21 protein-coding genes and 2 pseudogenes are annotated in these 25,194 nt (G+C 59.4%); 10 read left to right on the plus strand and 13 right to left on the minus strand.

Annotated elements, in window-relative coordinates; genetic code table 11:
* Positions 1 to 67: 67 nt before the first annotated feature.
* The 3 genes from G9X64_RS02255 to G9X64_RS02265 all read left to right on the plus strand — a co-directional run bounded on the left by G9X64_RS02255 (position 68) and on the right by G9X64_RS02265 (position 3,191).
* Positions 68 to 1,315: an ABC transporter substrate-binding protein gene (locus G9X64_RS02255; RefSeq protein WP_168308214.1), complete on the plus strand. Its 1,248-nt coding sequence runs from the start codon at positions 68 to 70 to the stop codon at positions 1,313 to 1,315.
* A gap of 88 nt (positions 1,316 to 1,403) precedes the next feature.
* Positions 1,404 to 2,342 (plus strand): carbohydrate ABC transporter permease, encoded by a 939-nt coding sequence (locus G9X64_RS02260; protein WP_168308215.1) that lies wholly within the window; start codon positions 1,404 to 1,406, stop codon positions 2,340 to 2,342.
* Positions 2,343 to 2,345: 3 nt separating this feature from the next.
* A complete protein-coding gene (locus G9X64_RS02265; protein ID WP_168308216.1) occupies positions 2,346 to 3,191 on the plus strand; it encodes a carbohydrate ABC transporter permease in 846 nt (281 codons plus the stop codon).
* 24 nt (positions 3,192 to 3,215) lie between these two features.
* Here G9X64_RS02265 and G9X64_RS02270 read toward each other — a convergent pair whose 3' ends face one another.
* The 11 genes and pseudogenes from G9X64_RS02270 to G9X64_RS02320 form a co-directional block, all read right to left on the minus strand.
* Positions 3,216 to 4,196, minus strand: coding sequence for a sugar kinase (locus tag G9X64_RS02270; protein WP_168316053.1), 981 nt, complete (start codon positions 4,194 to 4,196; stop codon positions 3,216 to 3,218).
* A gap of 18 nt (positions 4,197 to 4,214) precedes the next feature.
* Entirely contained in the window at positions 4,215 to 5,030 is an 816-nt protein-coding gene (locus G9X64_RS02275; protein WP_020047105.1) for a carbohydrate ABC transporter permease, read from the minus strand.
* Positions 5,030 to 5,968, minus strand: a complete 939-nt coding sequence (locus G9X64_RS02280; RefSeq protein ID WP_168308218.1) for a carbohydrate ABC transporter permease — start codon at positions 5,966 to 5,968, stop codon at positions 5,030 to 5,032. The genes G9X64_RS02275 and G9X64_RS02280 overlap by 1 nt, the downstream gene beginning before the upstream one ends.
* Positions 5,968 to 7,296, minus strand: a complete 1,329-nt coding sequence (locus tag G9X64_RS02285; protein ID WP_168308219.1) for an ABC transporter substrate-binding protein — start codon at positions 7,294 to 7,296, stop codon at positions 5,968 to 5,970. Before G9X64_RS02285 ends, G9X64_RS02280 begins: the two co-directional genes overlap by 1 nt.
* Before the next feature lie 55 nt (positions 7,297 to 7,351).
* The gene (locus G9X64_RS02290; protein ID WP_171375878.1) at positions 7,352 to 8,029 is read right to left on the minus strand and encodes a GntR family transcriptional regulator; all 678 of its coding nucleotides are present in this window, start codon (positions 8,027 to 8,029) and stop codon (positions 7,352 to 7,354) included.
* 7 nt (positions 8,030 to 8,036) lie between these two features.
* Entirely contained in the window at positions 8,037 to 8,921 is an 885-nt protein-coding gene (locus G9X64_RS02295; RefSeq protein ID WP_171375879.1) for a dihydrodipicolinate synthase family protein, read from the minus strand.
* Positions 8,922 to 9,034: 113 nt separating this feature from the next.
* A complete protein-coding gene (repC, locus tag G9X64_RS02300; protein ID WP_168316051.1) occupies positions 9,035 to 10,339 on the minus strand; it encodes a plasmid replication protein RepC in 1,305 nt (434 codons plus the stop codon).
* A 154-nt stretch (positions 10,340 to 10,493) separates the two neighbouring features.
* Positions 10,494 to 11,495, minus strand: a complete 1,002-nt coding sequence (repB, locus tag G9X64_RS02305; protein ID WP_168316050.1) for a plasmid partitioning protein RepB — start codon at positions 11,493 to 11,495, stop codon at positions 10,494 to 10,496.
* A gap of 4 nt (positions 11,496 to 11,499) precedes the next feature.
* Positions 11,500 to 12,693 (minus strand): plasmid partitioning protein RepA, encoded by a 1,194-nt coding sequence (gene repA / locus G9X64_RS02310; protein WP_003550127.1) that lies wholly within the window; start codon positions 12,691 to 12,693, stop codon positions 11,500 to 11,502.
* A 274-nt stretch (positions 12,694 to 12,967) separates the two neighbouring features.
* Positions 12,968 to 13,348 (minus strand): annotated as a pseudogene (locus tag G9X64_RS02315) (hypothetical protein); the annotation flags it as partial.
* Between the two features lie 472 nt (positions 13,349 to 13,820).
* Complete coding sequence (locus G9X64_RS02320) at positions 13,821 to 15,626, minus strand: amidohydrolase (RefSeq protein ID WP_168316090.1); 1,806 nt, start codon at positions 15,624 to 15,626, stop codon at positions 13,821 to 13,823.
* Positions 15,627 to 15,877: 251 nt separating this feature from the next.
* Here G9X64_RS02320 and G9X64_RS02325 point away from each other — a divergent pair, with 251 nt between their 5' ends.
* A complete protein-coding gene (locus G9X64_RS02325; protein ID WP_168308415.1) occupies positions 15,878 to 16,747 on the plus strand; it encodes a LysR family transcriptional regulator in 870 nt (289 codons plus the stop codon).
* Here the strand turns inward: G9X64_RS02325 and G9X64_RS37230 are convergent.
* Together G9X64_RS37230 and G9X64_RS02330 are read right to left on the minus strand one after the other, a co-directional pair.
* A pseudogene (locus tag G9X64_RS37230) lies at positions 16,748 to 16,855 on the minus strand (IS5/IS1182 family transposase); the annotation flags it as partial.
* A gap of 282 nt (positions 16,856 to 17,137) precedes the next feature.
* A complete protein-coding gene (locus tag G9X64_RS02330; protein ID WP_168316049.1) occupies positions 17,138 to 17,890 on the minus strand; it encodes an SDR family oxidoreductase in 753 nt (250 codons plus the stop codon).
* 350 nt (positions 17,891 to 18,240) lie between these two features.
* On the opposite strand from G9X64_RS02330, the gene G9X64_RS02335 reads away from it, so the two are divergent.
* The 6 genes from G9X64_RS02335 to G9X64_RS02360 all read left to right on the plus strand — a co-directional run bounded on the left by G9X64_RS02335 (position 18,241) and on the right by G9X64_RS02360 (position 25,189).
* Positions 18,241 to 21,876 (plus strand): PAS domain-containing protein, encoded by a 3,636-nt coding sequence (locus G9X64_RS02335; protein ID WP_168308226.1) that lies wholly within the window; start codon positions 18,241 to 18,243, stop codon positions 21,874 to 21,876.
* A complete protein-coding gene (locus G9X64_RS02340) occupies positions 21,873 to 22,514 on the plus strand; it encodes a response regulator transcription factor (RefSeq protein ID WP_077976962.1) in 642 nt (213 codons plus the stop codon). Before G9X64_RS02335 ends, G9X64_RS02340 begins: the two co-directional genes overlap by 4 nt.
* Before the next feature lie 2 nt (positions 22,515 to 22,516).
* Positions 22,517 to 22,894, plus strand: a complete 378-nt coding sequence (locus G9X64_RS02345) for a response regulator (protein WP_003550117.1) — start codon at positions 22,517 to 22,519, stop codon at positions 22,892 to 22,894.
* 1 nt (position 22,895) lies between these two features.
* A complete protein-coding gene (locus G9X64_RS02350; protein WP_168308227.1) occupies positions 22,896 to 23,591 on the plus strand; it encodes a response regulator transcription factor in 696 nt (231 codons plus the stop codon).
* A gap of 190 nt (positions 23,592 to 23,781) precedes the next feature.
* The gene (locus G9X64_RS02355; RefSeq protein ID WP_168308228.1) at positions 23,782 to 24,135 is read left to right on the plus strand and encodes an ArsR/SmtB family transcription factor; all 354 of its coding nucleotides are present in this window, start codon (positions 23,782 to 23,784) and stop codon (positions 24,133 to 24,135) included.
* A 388-nt stretch (positions 24,136 to 24,523) separates the two neighbouring features.
* Positions 24,524 to 25,189: a nitroreductase gene (locus G9X64_RS02360; protein ID WP_168308229.1), complete on the plus strand. Its 666-nt coding sequence runs from the start codon at positions 24,524 to 24,526 to the stop codon at positions 25,187 to 25,189.
* Positions 25,190 to 25,194: the final 5 nt, after the last annotated feature.

Genomic DNA, 25,194 nt, shown 5'->3' on the forward strand with positions numbered 1-25,194 from the left:
TCAGGGAACCTACTTTGCCTACGATCTTGAGGAGGATCGATTAACTGACAATCTTTGGGAGGCACAGATGAATATCAGAAAATTTGGCGTGACCATGCGGGCTGCCGTAGCGGTATGGGCGCTCTGCGCCACATCGGCGTTTGCCGACACCACCATCGAATTCATTCAATGGTGGGAACCCGAAATGCCGTCGGGCGCTCTGCGCGGCATCATGAACGATTTTGAAGCCAAAAATCCCGGCATCAAGGTGACGCTGGTCAGCGGTCCCTATGCCACGACGCGTGACCAGATCGTCGTCGGCGCAGCCTCCGGAACGCTGAGCGACGTGGTGGGCCTCGATGGTGCCTGGGTAAACGGGCTTTCCAAGCAGGGCGCAATCGCCTCCATGGACGAACTGATGGAGAAGGCGAAATACGACAAGAGCCAGATCACCGATATCGTCAAGATCGATGGCAAGAGCGTGATGTTCCCGCTGGCATCCTTCGTCTACCCGGTCTTCGTCAACCTCGATATCGCCAAGGCCGCCGGCGTCGACAAGCTGCCGGCCACGCGCACGGAATTTGCCGAAGCCGCGAAGAAAATGACCGACGCCTCGAAGAACCAGTACGGCTGGGTCCTGCCGCTATCCCTACAGTCTCCGAGCGGAATCCAGAACGACGTCATGTCCTGGGTCTGGGCCTCCGGCGCCTCGATGCTGAAGGACGGCAAGCCTGACCTCGAAAATGAAGCAGTCGTCGGCACGCTCGACTATATCGCCTCCCTCAACAAGGAAGGCGTTATTTCTCCCGGCATTTTTGCCAAGAAGGAACAGGACAAGGTCGAGGAATTCGTCAACGGCCGCGTCGGCATGATGGTGGATTCCCTCGCCCATGTGAACCTCATCCGCGAGCGCAATCCGAAGCTCAATTTCGGCATCTCCGCCTTGCCGGCCACTGACGGCTACACCGGCAAGCGCGGCATGCCCTATGCATCCTGGGGCATCGGCATCAGCGAGGGCAGCCAACACAAGGAAGAAGCCTGGAAGCTCGTCGAATACCTGATGAGCCCTGACGTCAACGGCCGTCTCGTCTCGATTGCCAATGCCTTCCCCGGCAACGTCCATGCCAAGCCGGACTTCGTGGCCTCAGACCCGATCTTCGCGGAAGCCTTCAAAATCTTCCAGAGCGGTTATCCTGCGAACGAATTCGTCGGCCTTCCGGTTGCCGAAGAGCTGATGCGCGACATGAACGTCGAAGTTCAGAAGATGTTCGATGGCCGGCAGTCAGCCAAGGAGGCAGCTGCCAATACCGAAAAGGCTTGGCTGGCGAAGTTCTAAGCACGTCGCTTTCACGGATCACCGGCAGCGCAACCAGGCGCTGCCGGTGCAAGTCGTCAAATTTCGGCAGAATGGAAAGTCACAGCTCATGAATCATTCGGCTACGGCTCTGGTCGCTGCGCAAGCCAAAGCGCGAAGAAAAGGATGGCTTCGTTACAGCACCTTGAGGAAGCTGGTGCCGTATTTCTACGTTTCGCCGGCGACCCTGCTGCTTATCCTGCTGATGCTGTTTCCCATGATGATGGTCTTCAAATATTCACTGATGGACGGCGCCATCATGAAAAAGGACGCTGCCTTCGCGGGCGTCCAGAATTATATGACCATCTTCGAGAATCCGGTCTTCTGGCAGTCGGTCGTGCAGACGCTTTATTTCACGATCATGAGCGTCATCTTCCACTTCATCATCGGCCTGGCCTTCGCGCTGCTGTTGAACACCAACCGCGTCGATCCGCTCATTCGCAGCATCCTGCGCGTGCTCTTCATCCTGCCCTGGCTGTTCACGGCCGTCATCATCGCCATCATCTGGCGCCTGCTGCTCGACCCGAACGGCGTCGTCAACAGCGTGCTGATGGCGCTCCATATCATCAACTTCAAGGTCGAGTGGTTCTCCTCCACGCGCACCGCCATCCATGCTTTGACCTTCGCAAACATCTGGGCAGGCTATCCGCTCTACATGGTCAGCCTGCTCGCCGGCCTCCAGGGCATTTCGAAGGAGCTTTACGAGGCAGCCGGTATCGATGGCGCCAACGAAGTCCAAAAGTTCTGGTACATCACCATTCCGCAACTGATGCCGATCATCATCAGCATCGCGCTCCTCGATTTCATCTGGACGATGCAGGTTTTTCCACTCGTATGGATGACGACGGGCGGCGGCCCGATCTATTCGACGGAAGTGCTCTCCACCTTCACCTACAAGCTCGCCTTCTCCCAGTATGAATTCTCGCTGGCTTCGGCGAGCGCAATGATCATCCTCATCATCTCGATGAGCGTCACCTACTTCTACATCAAACACCAGCAGCGCAGGTGACCCATGGCAAAGCGTTCCTTCAAAAGCTCGGTATTGCCGACCATCCTGACCTATCTCGGCCTGGCGATCGGCCTGGTCTTTTCGGCCTTTCCGATCGTGTGGATGTTTTTCAGTTCGCTGAAATCGAATACGGAAATCTTCGCCCTTCCGCCGCGGCTGTTGCCGGATGATTTTACGGTGGCCGCCTATCTGACGATTTTCAACGATCCCGTGAAAGTGCGGTTCTTCATCAACAGCTACTTCGTCGCCGGCGTCGTCACCGGCCTGACCCTGGTCGTCGCGATCGTGACCGCCTACGGCTTCAGCCGCTATCAGTTCCGGTTCAAGAACACCTTGAACATCTTCATCATCAGCACCCAGACCGTTCCGCCGATCACCCTTCTCATCCCCTATTTCGGAATGGTGGTCGCCTTCAGGATCTTCGATACCTATCTGGCGTTGATCCTCACCTACATGGTCTTCACTCTGCCTTACGCCGTCCTGCTGATGACAGGCTATCTCAACACCCTGCCGAAAGAGCTGGATGAGGCCGTCCTTGTCGACGGCGGTTCAAGCTGGACGGCGCTTTGGCGCGTCATCGTTCCCGTATCCATCCCCGGGATCGTCGCCACCGCGGTCTACACCTTCCTGCTGGCCTGGAACGAATTCCTCTTCGCGCTGACGCTGACAAAGTCGATGGACCTCCGGACGGTTCCGATCGGCATTCAGCTTCTGATGGGCCAGCACGCCTTCGAATGGAACGAGATGATGGCGATGAGCGTGCTCGGTTCCCTTCCCCTTCTGGTCCTTTACCTGGTTGCCCAACGCTATTTCCTGGCGGGCATGACCGCCGGCTCGGTCAAGAGCTGATGGAGCGCTGATCGCGCTCGAAACTCATAGCGGGAGCAGAGTGCTGCGGCTAACGCCGACGTCCCAATCCCGCAGGGCAGCGCCGACCTCGGCCCTGGTTGGCGCGCCGGTACGACCGCCGAACACCTTGCATTTGAGAGCCGCTGCGATGGATGACACGCGCATCCTCTCTTCGATCGGCAAGGCCTCTGCGACAGCCAGCGCGAAAGCACCATGAAAAATATCGCCGGCTGCGAGCGTATCGACCGCCCTCACCTTCGGAGCGGTAAGATGGACGATTTCGCCGGTTCGGTCATCGAACCAGAAAGAGCCCTTTTCGCCAGCGGTGACGCTGATGAAGGCATGCTCGAACTTTCGCTTCAGAAGGCCGACGACCTTCACCAGCTCGGCTGCACCCGCAAGGCGCTCGGCGGCCGGCTGCGAGAATACGATGTGGCTGGCCGCCGGTGCAAGCATCTCGATCACGCCATCGCCTGCGACATCGCCATCGAGAATGCCCGGTTTGCCCGCCTCTCGGGCGGCCAACAGCGTCCGCAGCGCAAGCTTCGGCCACCGGACGTCGACTAGCACCGCATCGAAAGAAGAAACGTCCTTTCTTGTGACCGGCTTGACCGTCTCGTGCAGGCCCGCATCGTAGAAAGGCACAATCAGGCGCTCGCCCTGATCATCGACGAGAATGGTCGAGACGGCCGAGCGGGCACCGTCAACGCGCAGCATGCAGCTCGTGTCTATGCCGCTGTTGCCGAGGTCGGCAATGATGCGTTCGCCGGTGGCATCGTTGCCGACTGCGCCCCAGAGGCTGGCATTACCGCCCAGCCGGGCGACCGCAAAGGCGGCGCTCGACGCCATGCCCTCGGCGATCTGCAGCATATCGTAGGGCAGAATTTTGCCCTGGCCGGTCGGCAACGTGCGCACCCGAAAAAGGGTGTCCATGACCGCCGCGCCGACACACAAAACGCGGCGCGCCCGATCGGGAGGTACATCGAAGGCAGAGGACGTCGTCAAAGCCGTTGTCTCACCCGCTCACTTGACGGCTCCGGCCGTCAGGCCCGCCACGATCTGCCGTTGCGCAAACACCGTCAATATCAGCACGGGCAAGGTGACGATCAACGCCGCTGCCGCCAGCGGACCCCAACTGACCTGCTCGAACGAGAGCATGTTGTAGACCGCGACAGGAAGCGTGCGCGTCTCGCGACTGGCGAGCACGATGCCGAAGACGAAGTTGTTCCACGAGAAGATGACCGACAGGATGAAGGCGACAACAATGCCCGGCCTGGCGATCGGCAAGGCGACCAGGCGGAAAACCTGCCAGGGTGTTGCGCCATCGATGCTTGCAGCCTCCTCCAGCTCCATCGGCGTCGTCTCGAAATAACCGATCATGATCCACACGACGATCGGTACGGTGACCACGAGATGGATGATGATCTGCGGCATGAGCGTGCCGAGCAGGTTCAGCCACTGGAACAGCAGGAAGAGCGGTATCAGGAAGGAAAGGCCAGGCGTCATGCGCGCGATCATGATAACCATGGCAGACTTCTCGGCCTTCAGCCGCGCGATGCCATATCCGGCGGGCACGCCGATCAGCAGCGCCAGAAGCGTGGCGGCACCTGTCACCAGCACCGAATTCCAGAGATAGAGGAAGAAATTGTTCTCCTCGAAAACCTTCAGATAATTCGACCAGGCCAAGCGCTCCGGGATGAAGACCGGCGGATAGGCGCCGTTGTCGATCTCATATTTCAGCGACAGCGAGATCATCCAGAGGAAGAACAGGACGACCGGCGAGATCATCACCAGGGCAACAAACAGCAGTCCGATGCGATCGAGCGTCTTGCGCTTCATCAGCGTGCCTCCCCGTCGGACCAGTTCACGCGCTGCCGCAGCATCATAAGGACGAAGGAGAGCAGGACGATGAGGATGAAGAAGACAACCGCCATGGCCGAGCCATAGCCGATATCGTAGTAGGCGAAAGCGGTGTTGTAGAGGTAGATGTTGATCGTCTCCGACGCCGTGCCGGGACCGCCTTGGGTCATGGCATAGATGATGTCGAAACTTTTCACCGCATCGATGCTGCGGATGATCACGGCAATCATCAGGAACGGCGCGATCATCGGCAGCGTCAGATAGCGGAATTTCTGCCAGACATTGGCTCCGTCGATTTCAGCACTTTCATAGGGCTCACGTGGAACCGCCGCCAGACCGCCGAGCACGATCAACATGATAAGCGGCGTCCACTGCCAGGTCTCGACCAATACCAGCGACGGGATGACGCTGCTCTGATTGTAGATCCACTCCTGCGGGCCGATGCCGATGAAAGAGAGGAGATAGTTGAGGACGCCGAGCTGCGGATGGTACATCATCGTCCAGACCAGTGCGATGGCGACGGGTGTGGCCATCATCGGCATCACGAATATGCCGCGGATAAGACCGCGCAACGGAAATTGAGCATCGAAGATCAGCGCGGCGAGCGTCCCTAGAAAAAGGGGGACCACCACGGAAAGCGTCGTATAGAGCACCGTATGCCACAGCGAGTCCCAGAAGCGCATGTCCCCGACCAGGCGGGCATAGTTGTCCAGTCCCGCAAAGACCTGGGACTGGCCAAGCGTCCAGCTGTTGACGCTCATCCAAAGCGTAAAAACCCATGGAAAAACAATTACGGCCGCAATGACGATCAGCGCCGGGATGACGAAAGGCCAATAGTTGGGAGCAAACCGGTCCGGTTTGCTCCTCCCTTTCGCCGTCTTGGCCACTGCGGCCGTTTCGATGCTTGTCGAGGCCATTATCCCTCGCTTTTCGCCAGGACGGGTTCGAACTGTGCCGTCGCTGCCTTCAGCTCGGTTTCGGGATCGGCGCCGCCGATCATGTTGGTGAGACCAACACCATAGACGTCGCGGAACTCGGTGACCGGAATGATGACCGGCAGCGCGAGCTGCGAGATCTTGCCGGAACCGACGACGGCATCAAGCCAGGCGCCCGGCATCTTGACGCCTTCGCGGACCTTCGCATCCTCGAGGACGGACTGCCGGAAGGGAACACCGGCGCCGGCCTGCAGCAGACGTGCGCCCATTTCATGCGAAATTGCCCATTGGCAGAAGAGGTACCCGGCTTCTTTCTTCTGGCTTGCCGCGACGACGCCAAGGCCGTCGCCAAAGGTGCCTGCGGCTTGTGCCTTCGGACCTTTCGGCATGATGCCGTAACCGACCTGGCCGACGACGCGCGACTTTTCCGGATTCTCGATCGGCGGCGCAAAACCGACGCCGTCCAGCCACATGCCGATCTTGCCCTGCAGGAAGGCCGACTGCGCCTCGGCCCAGTTGAAGCCAGAAACGCCGGGAGGGGCGGTTTTGGTCATCAGCTTTTGATAGAGCTTGGCTGCATCGATCGCTTCTTGCGATGTCGTACGCAGCTTGCCATCCGGACCGAGCGGGCTCGAACCATACCCAAGCAGCAGCGACGTCCAGACCGGCGTATTGGCGTTCTTCAGGCCGCGGGCGACGAAGCCGTAGGTGTTGGTGGAAGGATCGGTGAGCGCCTCCGCAGCACTGGCGAGTTCTTCGAACGTCGTCGGGTAGGCGAGCCCCTTCTTCTCGAACAGCGTCTTGTTCCAGTAGATGATCCAGTAATCGACCGAGAATGGAAGCGAACGCAGGACGCCGTCCGGATCTCTGGCAAAAGTCAGGCCGGCTTCGGCGAAGTCGCTTTCAACCAGAGACGGGTCGGTCAGAGAGGGGTCCTTGAGAAACCCGCCAATATCAGCAAGCCAGCCGCCCTTTTCAAACTGCCGCTTCTGGACATGGTAGCTCATGTGCACGACATCGAAGCTGGGCTTGCCGGAGCTCAGCTCGATGGTCGTTTTCTGACGCTGCTGTTGTTCGGGCGTCGCTTCGGCATTGACCTTGATGCCGGTCAGCTCCTCGAATTCGGACAAGTACTTCAGAAGTATTTCGCTGCGCGGGCTCTTGACCAGGTTGACTTCGAGCGTCGTGCCGGCAAAGCGCTTCCAATCGACGGCAGCCGATGCCAACCGCACGCCGAGCATGCTGCTGGCGCCAAAAGCGGCCGTACCTGCCAGAAAGCCGCGTCTCGTCGGATTCAAAAACGATGACATGTGATTCCTCCTCCTTTTGCCGGCGATCTCCTCATCCCCGGCTGTTTATTTCCGATTATATCCTGAGCGCACGATCTCTTGCATGATTGATATGTGCGACAAGGCTGTTGACGGCGTCCTCCGCCGATCGTCGTTCGATCGCCTCGAGCACCTTCAGGTGCTCAGCCATGACAGGCCCGACGTGACCTTCGATGCGAAAACGGTCCTGACTGATCAGGCGCATCTTGATCGAGTTCACCCGGTAGGCGTTCGAGATGATGGTATTTCCAAGGGCATCGATGAAGGCGTCGTGCATGCCCCAATCGACAGCCTGCGCATGCACTTCCAATTCGTGCGATCCATCGCCGCTTCGAATGGCGTCGGCGATATCCCGATGCTGCTTCAATAGTCCGGCGATTGTCTCGTCAGACGCAGAGCGGGTGAAAAGCGCGACCGCTTCCTTCTCCAGGAACACGCGCAGCTGGAACGCCTCGCGAATGAGGTTGAGGTCGATATGCGCAATCTGCAAACCCCGCTGGGGCACCGTCTTGATCAGCCCTTCGGCTTCGAGCCTCGGGATGAGTTCGCGGATGGCGCCAAGCGTCAACCCCGTCAGCTCGACGAGGCGGCGCTGCGAAACGAACTGGCCGGGGCGCACGTCACGCGCAAGAAGGTGGCGTGTGAAGCTCTCATACGCCTTTTCCCGCAATGTCGGCTGCTCGTCCGTTCCGTCCATCGCCTCTCCCAGAAACATCGCCGACCTATGCCGCTTTCGAGCGGAAAAGAGTATCGAAGGCAAGAAAGAGTTGCGCCTGCCCTTCTGCCGATATTGAGACGAGTGGCGGACGAACCGCAAGCCAGATTTCATCCGACGTCACGTGAGAGACCATGGTTTTCACGGCGGCAGTCACCGGAAATTTCAGCAGTTCCTCCACGAAATCCTCGACGCGGGAATCGTCCACGCCTTCCTCCGCCATCAGCTTGACCTCGCGTGGCACGAAATTCGCCATGCCGGAGATCGCACCCTGGCCGCCAAGCCGCACGCCCTTCGCCAGGTGACGTTCGTCCCCCACCAGGATGACGAGATCGCCATGCGACTTCAATAGTGTTTCCGTGAAAGGCCAGTCGCCGGAGGAATCCTTGACGCCGATAACGATGTTGGGAAAGGCGGTTCGCAGCCGCCCGATCAACGATACGGTCAGCGGCACCATGGTGAGCGAGGGAATGTTGTAGACGATAATGTCTCGCGCCTTGTCGCCGAGGATGGCGAAGACAGCGGAAAACCACTGGAAGACGCCATCGTCACTGACGTTCTTGAAATAGCACGGTGGAGCAAGAAGGATATTGCGGGCTCCCCTGGAAAGCGCACGGCCGGCCTGCATCGCCGCATCCTCGGCCGCGTCGACCAGCACACCGACGATGATCTGATTTGCGGCTATCCCACTATCGAGCAAGGAATCGAAAACACGTTCACGTTCCTGCGTTCCGATCGAAGAGCCTTCACCCGTCGTCCCGAACAGCGTAACGCTCGAACATCCGGCCGCGAGGCTGCGTTGCGCCTGCTCGATCATCGCCTCGATCGCGATATCCCCATTGCTGTCGAACGGTGTCGCAAGCGCGACCGAGAGCCCGAATTTCTGTGTCAAATATGCTTTCCTCCCAATTCCGCGTCAGATGTAGCAGACTAACATGTTAGCTGTAAAGAGGTGATTGCACACTGCCTCGTTACACGATCGTCGCGGCCATAGCTTGCTAACGATCAACTGGCATGCCTCGCCCCCGGTCCGTTCGCACGCACGAGCGCCATCAGCATCGGGCCGATCGCAAATTCGCCCCTTTCGGTCCTTCGGGTCAGATCTCTGAGATAACCGCCGGGCGAGTTGATGTGCCCTCCCCTTTCCAGGATGCAGGCGATCACGGTTGCTGCGTTTTCCGGCCCCATGCCCGAGCAGGCTTCCTCATATGCCGAGGGACTGACGCCGAGCATCGAGCGCACGACGACGGCGGCCGACATCAGGTCTCGCCAATTGCCGATGCTTCCGCCAGGCCCGTAATCGAGAATACTGGGGCAGGCCTGGAGGACGAGGCCGAGCGGGAAGGATTTCAGGCTTGGTCCGGCGCCCGGATCGGCCGCGCCCCCCGCCCTGTTGCTCATCCCGCTGGAAGGCTTTTGCTGTTTCAATCTTCGTTCGTCCGACGGACCGGCGTTCGGGTCGTTATTAGCCGCTGCCTTTTCGCCCTGCTTCGTTTCGAAGCTTGGTTCAAGTTCATTAAGGGAGTCGGGATTTGAATTCTGTTTGTGATGCTCAATTTGAGACTCATTGGCGTCTATTTTTTTTGCTTTTATCCGTCTTTCCAGCATGTTGACGATCTCTGCGCGCAGCAGCCCCATCTCGTCGAGCAGCGGTGCCAGGTCTTCGGCGGTCGCCACGCGCGGAATTCGGGCAAGAAGCGTTCGAAACATCGCCGAAATGCCCTCCCAATCACCAGAAATCCCTTCTTCGAGTGCGGCCGCTATCAGCTTGGAGATGTCGCGCCGGCACACCGTCAGGCGTTCCCTGGTCACCCGTAACAGCTCCCGGTCGGCAACCGCCTGGGCGGCCAGGTATTCGATTTCGGCAGCACGGGCCAGAAGCGGTGCGACACTGAAGCCGAAGGCCTCGCCGATGGTCCCTGCCCTGTCGCGGCGCGCATAGCGCTTTCCATTCGGGCTGTCCTTGCGCAGGATCAGGCCGGCATCGACCAGGACGGCAAGATGCCGCCTGAGGGTGGCTGGGGTCATGCCGCGAGCGCGCAACGAAAGCTGCGCATTCGACGGGAAGACGATCAGTCCCTTTTCCTCGGAGATTTCGTCGTCAGGGTAGAAGGTCAGAAGCGCGTCGAGCACCGTCAACGCCCGATCGGTGACGCCAAGCGCCGGTCGCGCTTCGCAGATCGCCCTGAACAGCTTCCATTTGCTGCGTTTCATTCCCGGCTCGATGGTCTCGGCCAGTTGCTGGCTTGCCAGCATGCCAAGCGACATCGGCCGCCGCCCAAAGGGCGTCGTCACATATCCACTCTCCATTTGCCTTCACCTTCGTTCAGGCAAAAGAAAACCATCCACCAATTTGGTGCCTAAGACGCTTGACTGTGATTCGGGGAAATGCGATTCTCGATGTGCTTAAGATCTGAGAAGGGCTTCCACGGCGTCGTCGTTGGGGGCCTTTTTCTTTTGCGCGCTACGCTCCTCTGTCCTTGTTGAACTCCTGGAACAGGCCCTTCAGCCTTTCCTGGACGAATTGATCAAAACCGGGCGCGGTCTTGCCGTCGAAGACGAAGGTCGCACCGGATGCAGTCTTCTTGATCATGACAGGCACACCACTAACCTGGGTTTTAGCCACCGCCGGCTTCGGCGCAGCCGTCTTCTTCGTTGCCAGAACGAGTGCCCGCTGAAACCGCTCGTCGCTCGAAATTTTGCGCGCGTCGTCCGCGGACAACTCCGCGATGATTTTCTCGACGTCGGCTTTCTCAAGCCGCTCGCCCAGTTCCAACCATCGCCGGCGGCCGATATCAGGTGCCGCGCCTATGGCGTTGACGAGCTCCAGGGGGACCTGCCGGATGACGATCAGCATTCTCGACAGCGCCGCCTTGTCCACGCCGAGAGCCGCCATGATCACATCGCGGCCAAAGCTGCGTTCCTCGAGCCGCGATGCAAAGAGCGCGCGCTCGATGTAGGAGAGATTGGTTCGAGCGCTGTTTTCCTGTCCCTGGCTGACGACCAACTGACCGTCGGTGAGATCGCGGACGACCGCACGCACCCGGATGCCGATTTCTCGGGTGGCAGCCAGGCGCCGATGGCCGTAGGCGACCTGATAGCGTCCCCTGGTTTCGGGATGCGGGCGGACAAGGATCGGAACCTGCTGCCCATGCTCGCGGATCTGCTCGACAAGTTGCGCGAGTTCCGCCGCATCGATCGCCAATCGATCGCTGACGAACGAAGCGTCGATCAGGCCGGGATCGAGTTCGACGATAGTCTGGCCGGTGGCAAGCTGCCGTTCCAGCTCACTCGCTCGCTCCATTTTCTCGGTAATGTTGCCGAGCGTCTTGGTAATGCCGCCGACCGGCGCGGCACTGCGCTCCTGCGGCACGAACCCGGCGATCGGACGATTGTCGCGCGGCGCGACTGCTTCCGCCCTTGCCGGGTTCGGAGCGGAAATTTCGATGAGGTTTTTGCGCGCCATCTATCTATTTCCTCCCCCAGGTGGAGCGAATATGCGCCTCGATCTCGCCGTTCACGAGGTTGAGCGACTCCAGTGCCCGATCGTAGGTTCCGCGTGTGAACTGCGACCGCTCGACCTCGTAGAGTGTCTGCTTGGTGACGCCGGCGTCGGCGACCGCCGTCGACTTCACCATGGCGTTGTGGAGCATTCGATTGCCGAAGATCGCTCGCATGAAGCCGGTCATCTGGCTTTGCGGTCCGTCGTTCGGTTCGAACCGCGTCACGAGATAGCGCATCCAGTCATAGCTGGTACGCCCGCCGGCCTTTTCCACGACCGACATCAGCTCACTCGTCATCGTCAGAAACTGCGACATCGACATGACATCCAGCATCTGTGGGTGAACCGTGATCAATACCGAGGTTGCCGCACAGAGCGCCGACATCGTCAAGAACCCCAGCTGCGGCGGGCAGTCGATGACCACGACGTCGTAAAGGCTTTCGATCTCCGTCAGGACCTCGCCGATGCGGGCAAAGAACATCGTCTCCGCCGTCCCCGACGCCATCGCCTTTGGGGTCTCGTGCTCGAATTCCATCAGCTCGAGATTGCCCGGAATGAGATGCAGATTGGGCGTGTAGGTGGCGCGCACGATGTCGGCGATGGGGCGTGGCTCCTCATATCGGATCGCACCGTAGATCGTTTCACCCTCTCCGACATCGAACTCCGGCTGATGGCCGAACAAGGCGGACAAAGAGGCCTGCGGATCGAGGTCGACGGCGAGCACGCGGTAGCCCCTGAGCGCCATGAACTGCGCCAGATGGGCCGCAGTGGTGGTCTTGCCCGAGCCACCCTTGAAATTCATGACAGAGATGATCTGGAGTTTTTCGCCCGGCCTGCGAGCCGGCACATATTTCGGTGTTCCGTTTCGCTCGTCGAGGACCCGACGAATCCGATCCATATCCGTTGCACTGTAAAGCCGCCGTCCGTTTGCGAGCGGATCGGGCCCATGGCCGTCGGCGGCCACCTGGCGGAGATAGCCTTCGCCGATGCCGATGAAGGCCGCAGCTTCCGCCGGCGAAAATGTTCTGATGGTTTTTTGCGACAGCGGGGGGAAGATTTTTGCCTGATGCTGCTGAAGTTGATAGGATAACTCCTTCGCATCTGTTGCCAGAAGCGACGGGAGGTGCTCTTGATCGTCCTGAAGAGCAAGACTCGGCTGCATGATCTTTTTCCCAAGTAACTGCGCAATTCTGAACGAAAGCGCTTCAGTTGCGCAGTTACTATATGCCTCGATTCGTTACCAATTTACAAATGCTTAACCAAACCGCCCGTTTCAGCCCGCCGAGACGGCCGGAGACGTAAGGCAGATTTCAAGCGATATAGGCAATGCAATTGGCTCGAAATGACTGATAAGCCGGGTGGCTTTCAAGCCGAGCGGGAGGGCAATGAATTCGCCGCAGAAATCCAAGTTCGTCAATATGTTGGGCGCCGTCAGGCTATTTCCCGTCATCCTTCAGGTAGTTGTTGCCGTTGATCACCAGAAGCCCGTCGGAGCCTTTGTCGGGTTCGAATATGCTCATGCTTTCCGTCTTGCCGCTCGCGTCGGTCAGGTCGAGACGGTAACCGGAAAGCTTGTAGCGTCCGCTTGCGCCCGGCCGGTTGCCTGATGTGGTGATGCCCGATCGCGATCCGCCGATTTCGTTCGTCATCGAGGCGCCGGACCAGCCTGTGCGTTCGAAAGTACCGTTTCGATGAAGCGTCAGCGTATGGCTGGACGCCACCGACCCCGATGAAGTCGCGGTCATGCCGCTCGAGGCAAAGGTGGAGACCCATTCGCCGTCGAGCGTCGTGCCCTCATCAAATGGCGGGACGGCCTTTGAGACGCTAAAGGTGATCTTACGGGCCTCGCCTTCCCTTGGAAAAGGGGCCGCCAAATCGCGTCGGCGTCTCCCATACGGACTATTGGCCGCATGAGCTCACCTTCATCAGTCGGACACGCTCTGGGCTGTTCTCATCGCAGCTGACGATCTGTGGGGAAGCGCGCTTAAGCTAATTTCGGGAAAGATCGTTCCGCTCACCGTGATTGCCACTGGCACGGCGAAGCATGGGGGCGTTTGAGACGAGATGACGAGGCTGGAAGCAACGTGGCTTTTCCAGATGTTTCGTCCGAGATCTCATCAACCCTACTTTTGAATAGTGCGCGCTCTTGGTCGTCGGCACTCGCGTGTCGAGCGACTGCTGCTCCCACATTTAGGCGATGGTGCTTCCAACGCAGTAGGGTATGGCCAAGTCCAACGAGGTTCTGCAATGGAACTGTTGGGGAAAGCGGGGAGAACCTTTCCGCTGGGTTCAATTTTCCCCATGATAGCTGCCGAAGTATTTTAGGGGTGACCAAGCCGGAAGGATCTCCGGCAGTTTTGGCGATAGAGCGCTATAGTCCTGCGCACCAAACACGACCTCGCCGTCCATGATCGTGAGCACAGAAGAGATGGATTTGATCTGATCTTCCGACACGGTGAAGTAATCCCTGTCGAGCACAACAAAGTCCGCCAGGTATCCGGGGGCGATTACGCCCATTTCGGATTCTGTATTCATGAACCACGCTGCACCATTGGTAAACAGTTTCAGCGCCTCGGTGCGGGATAGGCGATTGTCCTTAGCAAGAATTTCGGATCCGGACACAGACTTGCCAGATACCATCCAACTTATACCGACCCAAGGGTTGAATGTGGCTGCCCGGAAGGCGTCGGTGGTCATGGCCAGCGGCATGCCGCTATCCACGAGCTTGCGCAGACGCGGGGTCTCCAGAGCCTTCTCGCGACCATGGGTTTTGATGAAACCATCGCCGTGCAGCGCCATTTTGGCGTCCAAGGCAATTCCCCCACCCAGCTTTTTCACCCGATCGATGTTCTCCGGATTGATGGTCTCAGCGTGCTCGAGACTCCATTTCAGGCCATCGAGCGGGGTCGTTTCGTTCACCTTCTCAAGAGCGTCGAGAAAGGGGGAGATGTTCTCGTCGTAGCTGACGTGGATGCGAAACGGGATACGCCGCTGGACCAGCTTCGTCACATCCTGCTCGACGAAGCGTCGCATCTTCTCGGGCTCGATGATGACCGCCGGACGGTCGAAGTTCTCATGATCGTGCACTTCCCCGCTCAGAACCTCCCCGGCCCCTCGATATTCATGGCCATGTGCCAGGGTGGGGTGCAGGTTTTGTCCTGGGCTTATCGGCGCCGTTTTCGTGATCGCCTCGACTTCCAGATCCACCATGTTTACCGGCCCGCCGTCGCCGAGTTGCAAGTCCACAAAGGGCATGCGCACATTGAGGCGGTTGTCTCGTGCAAGCACGCCCACCCTCTCCTGGGCCTCCGGGTATGGCCACCTGCCGCCGTTATCGATGATCGAGGTCACGCCGAACCGGTTCAGACCGTGAATGCTATAGATCAACGAACTCACTTCTTCGTCGAACGTGGGCTGCGGTACCATGCTCTCGAGGGCGAGAAACAACCAGGTATAGCCGTGGACCACACCGGTCGGATTGCCGCGGCTGTCCCTTTCGAATTCGGTGTCCGGCAACGTCGGGAACCGACCGGTGCCCACGCCAAGTGCCTCCATCGCCTGTTTGTTCAAGAAGGCGCGGTTGTAGGCATATTGCACGATCATGGGTCGGTCGGGCACGGCCTCGTGCAGTTCGCCCAGCGTGGGAAAGCGGTTCTCCTCAAACTGGTAGGGGGACCAGCCTCCGATCACCTTGACCCACTGACCCTCAGGCGTGCGTTGGGCCTGCTCGCTGAGCATCGTCAACGCCTTACGCAGCGTCGGCACGCCATCCCATCTTACATTGTAGTTGTAGGCCATGTCGTTGAGGACGTGCGTATGCGCATCGATGATGCCGGGGATGAGCCTCCGGCTGCGTGCATCAATCACTTTGGTAGTGGAATTCTTTAGACCGAGAATGTCCACATCAGATCCGACCGAATAGATGCGGCCTTTCTTGACGGCTACAGCAGAAGCTTCGGCCTGCCCCCGGTTGCCGGTGAAGATCTTTGCATTGATAACGATCAGATCAGCGCCGGGTCGTTCTTGCGTCGTTTGTGCCTGAACCGCAGAGAAAGAAGAAATCGTCACAAACGCGATGAATATTTTTCTGATCATTTTACCCTCGTTCGACTGATTTTTATGAATTGCGGTCATGCACAAGCCGGCGCCTTACGGATGCGTGCGATGGACGAAGAAGTGAGTTGAAGCCGTTAGATAGCCTATGGAAAAAGTCCTATATTGGCGGTTCGTGAGGCAGGTCGCGAGGATGCCCCACGGAGAGTCAGCCGCAGCGAAGTTGTCATTCTCCCCTTTGCCTTGGTAGTCCTCAGTCGTGTGAAGCCGTGTTGCAAAATAAGGAACGCTTTGTGGAACTTGAGGATCTGAGAATATTTGTCGAAGTTGCTGATGCGGGCGGAGTATCGTCTGCAGCGCTGCGACTGGGTATCTCCAAGTCGATGGTCAGCCGGCGGATCACCAGGCTTGAGGCGGAACTCGGCGCACAGCTATTTGCAAGGACGACCCGTGGTATAGCGCTCACGGAAGCAGGTTTTACATTCAGAGATTACGCAGCACGGGTTTCTGCTGACTTGGATGTGGTGCGCGAAACGATCCTGCCCGCCGGTGAGCTTCGAGGCCGCATGCGCGTAGCCGCGCCCCTATCATTTGGTCCGACCTATTTTGCTCCCGTCCTCTCCCAGATGGCTAGCCGACACCCGCAGCTGCAAATCCTTTCCTCCTATACTGATCGCTTCGTAGATCTCGTGGGAGAGGGTTTTGATTGCGCAATCCGGCTGGGGCATCTGCCGGACTCGAACCTTGTCGCAAGACGTATCGGACCGATCTTTGGCAAGCTGGTTGCGAGTCCTGCCTACATCGAGGCTCACGGCGCCCCCGAAACACCGGACGAGATTTTGAATCACCAAGTCGTTATGCGGGACGCCGAGAAGTGGCAATTCATGAATGGCGACGAGATTGTCACGGTGCGTCCCCAGGGACGCTTCATAGCTGATAACGCGTTGTCCCTCGTAGCGGCCGCTCTGGATGGGCTCGGGGTCGCCTATCTGCCAGAACCGCTTGTCGCGGACCATATATGTTCGGGCGCACTGGTGCCGATCATGACGCGTCATCCGATTCCGCCGGCCGGCATCTTCGTCGTGAGGCCGCCCGGCCAGTATCCCTCTCGAAAAGTACGAACCCTCACTGAGATGCTTATCGACCGATTTGGAACTCGTTAATCACAGCCAGAAGATGACGGAAGCTGCGATGCAGATTGCCGAGAAGAAGGTGTGGGCACAACGGTCATATCGTGTTGCGATGCGCCTCCAATCCTTGAGTTTGGCGAATAGGCCTCGACCTTGTGTCTGCTACGATAGAGAACTTTGTCCTAGACGCATGGTTTCTTCCGGCTTTTAGAGGAGAGGATGATGGAGGCTCTGAATCACACCTCAAACGAAATTAATAGGTCCTGACCCTAGATGAGTAGCATCCGTTTCCCGGAAACTTACCTGAAAGCGCGAGAGCAGTTTCCCCAACATCGGGCGACGGCCGCGACAAAGACGAGCGATTGAACGCTCAGTGTGGCAGATCAATTTAAGTCTCTACTTATCGCGAGAAAAGTGGCATGCCTACTCAATCATCGATTGGTAGAGCCAGTCGGAAAGCGTCTGACGCGCTACGCGCGCACCGGCGCCGGGGATCAGTGCGTCGTCGGTCAGTTCGACGCCGAAATACGGCGTGGATCGATCGGTTATCACCTGCCGTTCGTCTTCATTCGCGGCGAGATAGATCCGGGCAATTTCATCGATGCCGAACTGCGCCGGGCCGCCGATTTCGACGACATCGCCCGAGGGAGCGCCGGCTGCCAGTTCCGCCAGGAATGCAGCGACATCCCCGACCGCGACCGGCCTCATCAAGGCCGATGGCAACCGTAAGACATTGCCTTCAGCCCCGATGTCAATCAATCCGTTTATGAACTCGTAAAATTGCGTGGAGCGGAGGATCGTATAGGGTCGACCTGAAGCCCGGATCAGATTTTCCTGCACCATTTTCGCGCGAAAATAGTCGCTCTCCACGAGGCGCGGCGTGCCAACCACGGAGAGTGCGAGATAGTGCCGGACGCCGGCTTGCGCCGCAGCTGCGAGCAAGTTCTTCGTCGACGCCTTGAAGAAATCAAACGCCGAACTGTCACCGAACGATGCGGCATTGGTCACGTCCACAACGACTTCGGTTCCCGCCATCGCCACATCAAGTCCCTTGCCGGTAACCGTGTCGACGCCAAGCGACAATGATGCGGCCGCGACGTCGTGGCCCGATCGGCGCAACTTCTCGCTGAGCCGCGTTCCGATGAGACCGCTTGCTCCCACCACCGTGACTTTCATATCGGCATCCTCTGTTGCATGTCTTCTGCAATGCTTCACGCGGATCGACAATGACCGGAAAGCCGGACGCCTTCCATCGTGCCTGAGGTCTGGCGCCCTAGCCGTAGGGCTTAGCGGAGCCAGCCTGAAGTCTAGAATGTGCCATCGGGAAACAGAACAGTCTTCCGATCCGTCGTTCGCCCGAAAATTCCGGCTACATTCCCGCGCAATGCATGGGTTTCCATGAGTTGCGGTTGTGGTGCGGCGGGACTACGCTTCGCAACATGAGCTCTCCCGCCCCGAAATCGAGAACGACTGCTGCAGGAAATGCTGACGCCCCCCCGGTTCTCTCTGTCCGGCAGGAGCAGTTGATGCTGAGCGTCTGGTCGCACCGTCCCCAGTTCCTGCATCTGGGGCTTTTCTGCCTCGCCTACGTGCTCGCCTGCGGCTTCGCACAGTCGCTGGCAATCGTGCCGGGAACGGGTATTTCCATCTGGCCCCCGGGCGGGCTTTTCGTGGCTACGCTCATCCTCGCCTCCAGGCGCAGCTGGCCGTGGTGGATCCTGGCGGGTTGCCTGGCAGAGATGTTCAGCAATTTCCTATGGTTCTACAGCCCCGTGCCTGCGGCCTTCCTGATTTATGTCGGCAACGCTCTTGGAGCAATGGTCGCGGCATGGCTGGTGAATCGGACCTTGAAGCACCCTGTTCAGCTGGAAACTCTGCAGGAAGTTCTCACATTCGTCATCCTGGCTGCCGGAATTGCACCAATCGTGAGCGCGACCGTGGGAAGTGCCACGCTTGCCTGGTTCGCGATTCAATCGCAATCCTTCGCGACGGCCTGGCCGCTATGGTGGATCGGAGACGCAACCGGTGTCCTCATCGTCGCACCGCTGGCGTTGGTCCTCTTTCGCAGCTGGCGCAGCAAGACGGAGTTCTCGGCCGCGCAATGGCTGGAAGCCTGCGTCCTGGGGCTGATCTTTCTCGGTGTCGCAGCTCTTTCGCTGAGCGGCTACCTTCCTTTCGCCTATATCATCATGCCGCCTCTTCTTTGGGCCGCGGTCCGCTTCGAGTTCAAGGGCGCCGCGGTATCGCTCGCTCTGCTTGCTCTGATCACAGCGGTATTCACGATAACAGGCGCCAGCCAGTTTGCCGGTGATCCCGAATCCCAGAAACACAATCAGATCATGCTGCAGCTCTTTCTGGCCATCTCGGCATTTTCAGCACTGATTGTCGCCGCCATATCGCGACAGCACCAGCTGGCAGTGCTCAGATTGCACCAAAACGTGGAGACGTTGCGCGACCGGGAACTGGAGCTCTCGCAGCTCGTAGACATGGTTCCCAGCCATGTCTGGCGCCTGACGCCCGAGGGCGAGCCGACCTTCTTCAATAGGCGGATGGTCGATTTCCTCGGTCTTGACGTGGCGGACTCGGACAGACCGGGCATGAGCCGGCTGGAGGCCGTCCTGCAGGCCACCGTTCATCCCGATGATACAGCCGGTTTCAGGGACGCCCTTCGCCATTGCCTCGCCACCGGCGAGACCTTCGTCATGCGGTATCGGCTGCGCCGCGCCGACGGTCTCTATCGCTGGATGTCGAGCCGTGCCGAGCCGATGCGCGATCAGGCCGGAAACATCGTCCAGTGGTACGGCCTTTGTCACGATATCGATGATCAGGTGCATGCCGAAGAGACCGTGCGCCGGAGCGAACGGCAGCTTCAGCAGATGATCGACGCCGTGCCGGTCCGCATATGGAGCGTGGAACCGACAGGCGGATCGATCTACTTCAACAAACGCCACCGGGATCATTTCCACGCCGTCATCGCCAATTTTGACGCGCAGGCCGAACCGCGCATCGACGAGCTCCTGCAGCAGCTGATCCATCCCGAGGATGCGTCCGACGTGCAGCGCACGCTGCGTAATTGTTTCGAAACCGGCGGCGGCACCGCCATGCGGTTCCGCTGGCTTGAAAAGGATGGCGTCTACCGCTGGGCCGAATGCAGGGTGGAGCCGCGCCGCAATGACGACGGAACGGTCGTGCAATGGTACGGCGTCTCCCTCGACATCGACGAGGAGGTGCGCGCGCTGGAGGCGCTGCGCCACCGCGAACGCGAGCTGTCGCAGCTCGTGGACATGGTCCCGGCCCAGATCAGGCGCCTGACGCCGGAAGGCGAACCGGTCTTCTTCAACAAGCGCCTCATTGACTTTTTCGGTCTCGACGTGGGCGATATGGATAGGCCCGGCATGAGCCGTCTCTCCTCGGTCATCCACACCCTCGTCCATCCCGACGACGCATCAAGGTTGCTCGAGACGGTTCATCATTCCCTCGCCAGCGGCGATCCCTTCTCTATAAAATATCGCATGCGCCGTTTCGACGGAGCCTATCGCTGGGTCGATGGCCGAGCCGAGCCGCTGCGCGATCAAAGCGGCGCGATCACGCAATGGTATGTCATATCCGTCGACATCGACGATGAAATGCGTGCGCAGGAAACGCTTCGCGACCGGGAGCGGGAGCTTTCGCAACTCGTGGACATGGTTCCGAGCCTGCTCTGGCGGCTCAATCCGGAAGGCGCTCCGACCTTCTTCAACCAGCGCTTGGTGGATTTTTTGGGTCTCGACATTGCCGATACGGAAAAGTCGGGCGTGAGCCGGCTGGCGGCGCTCATCGAGGCCGCCGTCCATCCCGACGATGCAGCCGGCCTCGAGCAAGCGCTCAGCCATTCTCTCGCCACCGGGGAACGCTTCTCCAGCCAATATCGCCTGCGGCGCGCCGACGGTGTCTACCGATGGGTGAAAGGCAGCGCGGAGCCGCTGCGGGATGATAATGGACGGATCGTTCAGTGGTACGGCCTCTCGCATGACATCGACGATCAACTGCGCGTCGAGGACGCACTGCGGGAGAGAGAACGATCGCTCTGGCAGCTCGTTGAAACGCTGCCGGCAATGATCGATTGCGCGGCACCTGATGGAGAGCCGATCTATCGCAGCCAGCAACTGCGCGACTTCCTCGGTTATAATCTTGAAGAGCTGGATGGAACGGGCAAAACCCGGCTGGACGGCACACTCGATGCCGGTGTTCATCCCGACGATTTGGCAGGGGTCAAGGAAAACTATGCCCATTCATTGTCCACTGGCGAGCCCTATGCGCGCCGGCACCGTCTGCGGCGCCATGATGGTGAATATCGCTGGGTCGAGACGCGTGCGGCAGCGATGCGCAATGCCGAAGGCGCCATCGTCCAGTGGAATGTCATCTGCCTTGATATCGACGGTGAGGTTCACGCGGAGGAAGATCTGCGTCGAGCGCGAGAGGGTCTTGCACGGGCGAGTCAAGTGGCGAGCCTGGCCGAACTTTCAGCCTCCATTGCGCACGAGGTGAACCAGCCGCTCGCGGCCGTCGTGGCTAACTCACACGCCTGCCAGCGCTGGCTCATGGCCGAGCCGCCGAATATGGAGCGGGCACAGAGGACGGTCGAGCGCATCATCCGGGATGCCAACTCGGCGGCGGATGTCGTCAGCCGCATTCGCGCTCTGTTCAAGCAATCCGTAGACAGGAGGACCCCATCGACGCTCTCCGGTATCGTCAACGAAGCGCGCAACCTCATGGCCGACGAGGCCTGGCGTCGTCACGTTCGGATGGAGGTGGGGGTCGACGCCACCCTTCCGCTCATCGCAATCGACCGCGTCCAGATCCAGCAAGTTCTGATCAATCTCATCCGCAACGGCATCGAGGCAATGGACGCCACGACAGGCGACAGGGTCATTGAAATCCGCGTACGCCAGATCGGGAATATCCTCCAGACCGAGGTCAGCGATCGCGGCCAGGGCATCGAATTTCCCGAAAAGATGTTCGAGCCGTTCTTTACGACCAAGGAAAAAGGCATGGGCATGGGGCTGGCCATCTGCCGCTCGATCGTCGAACTGCACGGCGGGCGATTGTGGGCCGAGAAGAACAATCCGTGCGGAGCGACGTTGATCTTCACATTGCCTATTGAAACGAAGGCGGCGCTATGACGGCCGACGACCATATCGTCTTCATCGTCGACGACGATGAACGTATCCGGGAAGCGCTCGTCGAGCTGCTGGACTCGCACGGCATGCACGCCATCGCCTTCGAATCGGCCTGCGACTACGTGAGAGCGGACAAGCCGGATGTGCCCGCCTGCCTCGTTCTGGATATCGAGCTGCCTGACATCAACGGTCTCGATTTGCAGAGACAGATCGCAGACAGGGATCATCCACCGATCGTCTTCATTACGGGACATGGCGACATTCCCTCCTCCGTGCGTGCGATCAAGCATGGCGCGGTGGACTTCTTGACCAAGCCGTTCAGCGATGCGGATCTCATGGCGGCAATCCATGCGGCGATTGCTCAGGATCGGGAAAAGAGAGCCGAGCGCGCCGAGATCGACATGCTCAGACAACACTATCTCGACCTGACGCCGCGCGAGCGCGAGGTGCTTCCGCTGGTCGTCAGCGGCCTTCTCAACAAGCAGGCCGCAGCCGAATTGGGGATCAGCGAAGTCACGCTGCAGATCCACAGAAGAAACGTGATGCAGAAAATGGCCGCGGCATCGCTCGCCGATCTGGTGCGGATCGCGGAGAGATTGGAAATACCGATAACCCACTCGCGCAGAGTGGGAGGGAATTGAAGATGAACAAGACAAGACATGTCGTGGCAATTGTAGATGACGATCCAAGGTTGCTTGAATCGATGGGCGACCTTTTGGAATCTGCGGGTTATGTGGCCCGCAGCTTCTCATCGGCGGGCTCGCTGCTCGTCAACGGGCTGTCGGACCTCGACCTTCTCATCACCGATATCGGAATGCCCGGCATCGACGGCTTCGAACTTCGTGACCTGGTGAGGAAGTCGCGTCCGGAACTGCCGGTATTCATGATCACGGGCCGCCATGAGATAGCCGATCAGGGACGCGCTCAAGGCGCAAGCGGATTTTTCCGCAAGCCCTTCGATGCCCAGGCCTTGCTGGCCGCCATTGCCAACGCTTTGCATAAATCGACAGATGGAGGGTGACATGAGAGTTGACCAGCCGTTGCTGCGGAGATCGGCGCCGTTATCATTGCAATGCAGTTATGAAGAAAATCAGCCGCTTGTCATTATCGTCGATGACGACGCATCGGTCCGCGAGGCGCTGTCGGAGTTGATCCTGTCGGCGGGTTTCCAATCAGCCAGTTATGCCTCAACCCGCGAACTGCTTGACGCCGATATCCTGGATAGCCCCGGCTGCCTGATCCTCGACGTGCGCATGCCAGGCGCAAGCGGCCTTCACCTGCAGAGCCATCTGGCCGAAAACGGCATTTCCAAGCCGATCATCTTCCTGACCGGGCATGGCGACATCCCGATGACCGTCCAGGCGATGAAGGCCGGCGCCGTGGATTTTCTCACCAAACCGGTGCGGGACCAGACGCTGCTCGACGCTGTGACTGCCGGCATTGCGATGGATGCCGAGCGGCGAGCCGAAGCGGCGATCACCAAGCGCAATATCAAGCGCCTGGAGACCCTGACGCAGCGCGAGCGCGAGGTCCTGCATGAAGTGGCGCGCGGCCGCCTCAACAAGCAGATCGCCTTCGACCTCGGCATCAGCGAGGTGACGGTCAAGCTGCATCGCAGCAATGTCATGCACAAGATGGAGGCGGCCTCCATCGGCGAACTGATCCGGGCCTGGGAAACGCTGCCCGCGCAAATGCGCCAGGTCGGCCCGCGCCAGTAGGCGCAGGATGCCGGCCTCGAACATGATCTGCCGCCGCTGTCCATTTGATGCGCGCCGTATCCGATTCGCGCCGGAAAAGACGATGCGGCGCCGATAATGGGTTTCGGCCCCGCACCCATGCGTTATCTCTAAATTAAAGCTCGGGGATATGACCAGATACCCGGCTTTGGTTCCCCAAGGAGATCTCGCTTTGAACAATCAATCGTCAGCCGCGCCTTCCCCTGAAACCAACACCTTCGACAACGAAGCAAACTTCCTGTCGGCTATGGGGAATGCCAAACGGCTTCACATTCTGCATCTGCTGGCCGAAGGAGAAATGTCCGTGAGCGTCCTGGCCGACGAGGTGGGATTGAGCCAATCTTCGACTTCCCAGCATTTGGCAATTCTTCGAGAACAGGAACTCGTGCGGACGCGAAGGGATGCCCAGACGATCTACTATTCACTTCAATCCGCCGCGGCCACAGCGATGCTCGATACGCTCGCCGATATCTTCGGATGGCACCCTCGCTCCCCAGCGAAACGCGGCCGAGCCGTAGGCACCTGACAAAATGACGAAGCGTTGCTCTTGCGGCTCATGATTGGAGCATGCTCTTGTAGGCAACTCGGGATCGGCGCCGCGGCAACGAAGAGCAGCGCAATGGCGAAGACGGCGAAAGAGATGACTGCGGCTTGAGCGTAAGCGCCAAGCTGAGGCCGTTCAGGGGCGTCATTCCAGGCCGAGATGCCCGTGGCGCGGGAGTCCAGCAATGCTTCGCCCACATGCCCCCGAACGCATCGATCCCTGATGTACGTTTGATCTACGCCTCCTAGACCACGGTGTGATTACGCCTCCATTGCGAATGGAGATAATGAACGACATCAGGAACCGAACAGTCAGGAGGAAGCGGCCATGAGTATGGACGTAACGAACGGCCAGCGCCATGGAGGCGATCATGGACGTATATGAAGCAGTCACAAGCCGACGGGCGGTGCGTGGATTCAAAGGCGAGCCTGTGAAGAGGGAGGTGCTTGAGCGAGTGCTGTCCGCCGCAGCTTGGTCGCCGTCAGGATCGAACATCCAGCCGTGGAACACCTATGTGATGACCGGCGCACCGCTGGCTGAGCTCAAGACGTCCGCCGTCGAGCGCGTGGCCCATGGCGACGCCTGGGATAAGCGGCAGTACGAGATGTACCCGCCCGTGCTGAAGTCCCCCTACGGGGAGCGCCGATCCGCCTTCGGCAAGGAGCGCTACAGCGCGCTCGGCATTGCGCGCGAGGACTGGGAGGCGCGCCAGCGGGCAGCGATCGCCAACTGGAACTGTTTCGGCGCGCCCGCCGCCCTGTTCTGCTACATCGACCGTGACCTGGGCCTATCCCAATGGGCCGATGTCGGCATGTATCTGCAGACCGTCATGCTGCTGCTCCGCGCCGAAGGTCTGCACAGTTGCCCGCAGATGGCGTGGTCGCAGGTTCGCGAGACGGTCGCAGAAGTCCTGTCACCCCCGGACGAGCTCATCCTCTTCTGCGGCATGTCGATCGGGTACGAGGATCCCACAGTCAGTTACACCCGCACAGGCCGCGCGCCGCTCGACGAGACGGTCACGTTCGTCGGCGAGTAGTTGCC

It is taken from the genome of Rhizobium sophorae (assembly GCF_013087515.1).
In the GTDB taxonomy this organism is placed as follows: Bacteria; Pseudomonadota; Alphaproteobacteria; order Rhizobiales; family Rhizobiaceae; genus Rhizobium; species Rhizobium sophorae.

Bases quoted from the DNA above. Each gene is read 5' to 3' on its own strand.
- G9X64_RS02345 (WP_003550117.1), top strand. From the start codon at position 22,517: ATGAACAAGACAAGACATGTCGTGGCAATTGTAGATGACGATCCAAGG.
- G9X64_RS02335 (WP_168308226.1), top strand. From the start codon at position 18,241: ATGCTGAGCGTCTGGTCGCACCGTCCCCAGTTCCTGCATCTGGGGCTT.
- G9X64_RS02280 (WP_168308218.1), bottom strand. From the start codon at position 5,968: ATGGCCTCGACAAGCATCGAAACGGCCGCAGTGGCCAAGACGGCGAAA.
- G9X64_RS02260 (WP_168308215.1), top strand. From the start codon at position 1,404: ATGAATCATTCGGCTACGGCTCTGGTCGCTGCGCAAGCCAAAGCGCGA.
- repC (WP_168316051.1), bottom strand. From the start codon at position 10,339: ATGGAGAGTGGATATGTGACGACGCCCTTTGGGCGGCGGCCGATGTCG.
- G9X64_RS02285 (WP_168308219.1), bottom strand. From the start codon at position 7,296: ATGTCATCGTTTTTGAATCCGACGAGACGCGGCTTTCTGGCAGGTACG.
- G9X64_RS02255 (WP_168308214.1), top strand. From the start codon at position 68: ATGAATATCAGAAAATTTGGCGTGACCATGCGGGCTGCCGTAGCGGTA.
- repA (WP_003550127.1), bottom strand. From the start codon at position 12,693: ATGCAGCCGAGTCTTGCTCTTCAGGACGATCAAGAGCACCTCCCGTCG.
- G9X64_RS02290 (WP_171375878.1), bottom strand. From the start codon at position 8,029: ATGTTTCTGGGAGAGGCGATGGACGGAACGGACGAGCAGCCGACATTG.
- G9X64_RS02350 (WP_168308227.1), top strand. From the start codon at position 22,896: ATGAGAGTTGACCAGCCGTTGCTGCGGAGATCGGCGCCGTTATCATTG.
- G9X64_RS02265 (WP_168308216.1), top strand. From the start codon at position 2,346: ATGGCAAAGCGTTCCTTCAAAAGCTCGGTATTGCCGACCATCCTGACC.
- G9X64_RS02340 (WP_077976962.1), top strand. From the start codon at position 21,873: ATGACGGCCGACGACCATATCGTCTTCATCGTCGACGACGATGAACGT.
- G9X64_RS02330 (WP_168316049.1), bottom strand. From the start codon at position 17,890: ATGAAAGTCACGGTGGTGGGAGCAAGCGGTCTCATCGGAACGCGGCTC.
- G9X64_RS02320 (WP_168316090.1), bottom strand. From the start codon at position 15,626: ATGATCAGAAAAATATTCATCGCGTTTGTGACGATTTCTTCTTTCTCT.
- repB (WP_168316050.1), bottom strand. From the start codon at position 11,495: ATGGCGCGCAAAAACCTCATCGAAATTTCCGCTCCGAACCCGGCAAGG.
- G9X64_RS02275 (WP_020047105.1), bottom strand. From the start codon at position 5,030: ATGAAGCGCAAGACGCTCGATCGCATCGGACTGCTGTTTGTTGCCCTG.
- G9X64_RS02360 (WP_168308229.1), top strand. From the start codon at position 24,524: ATGGACGTATATGAAGCAGTCACAAGCCGACGGGCGGTGCGTGGATTC.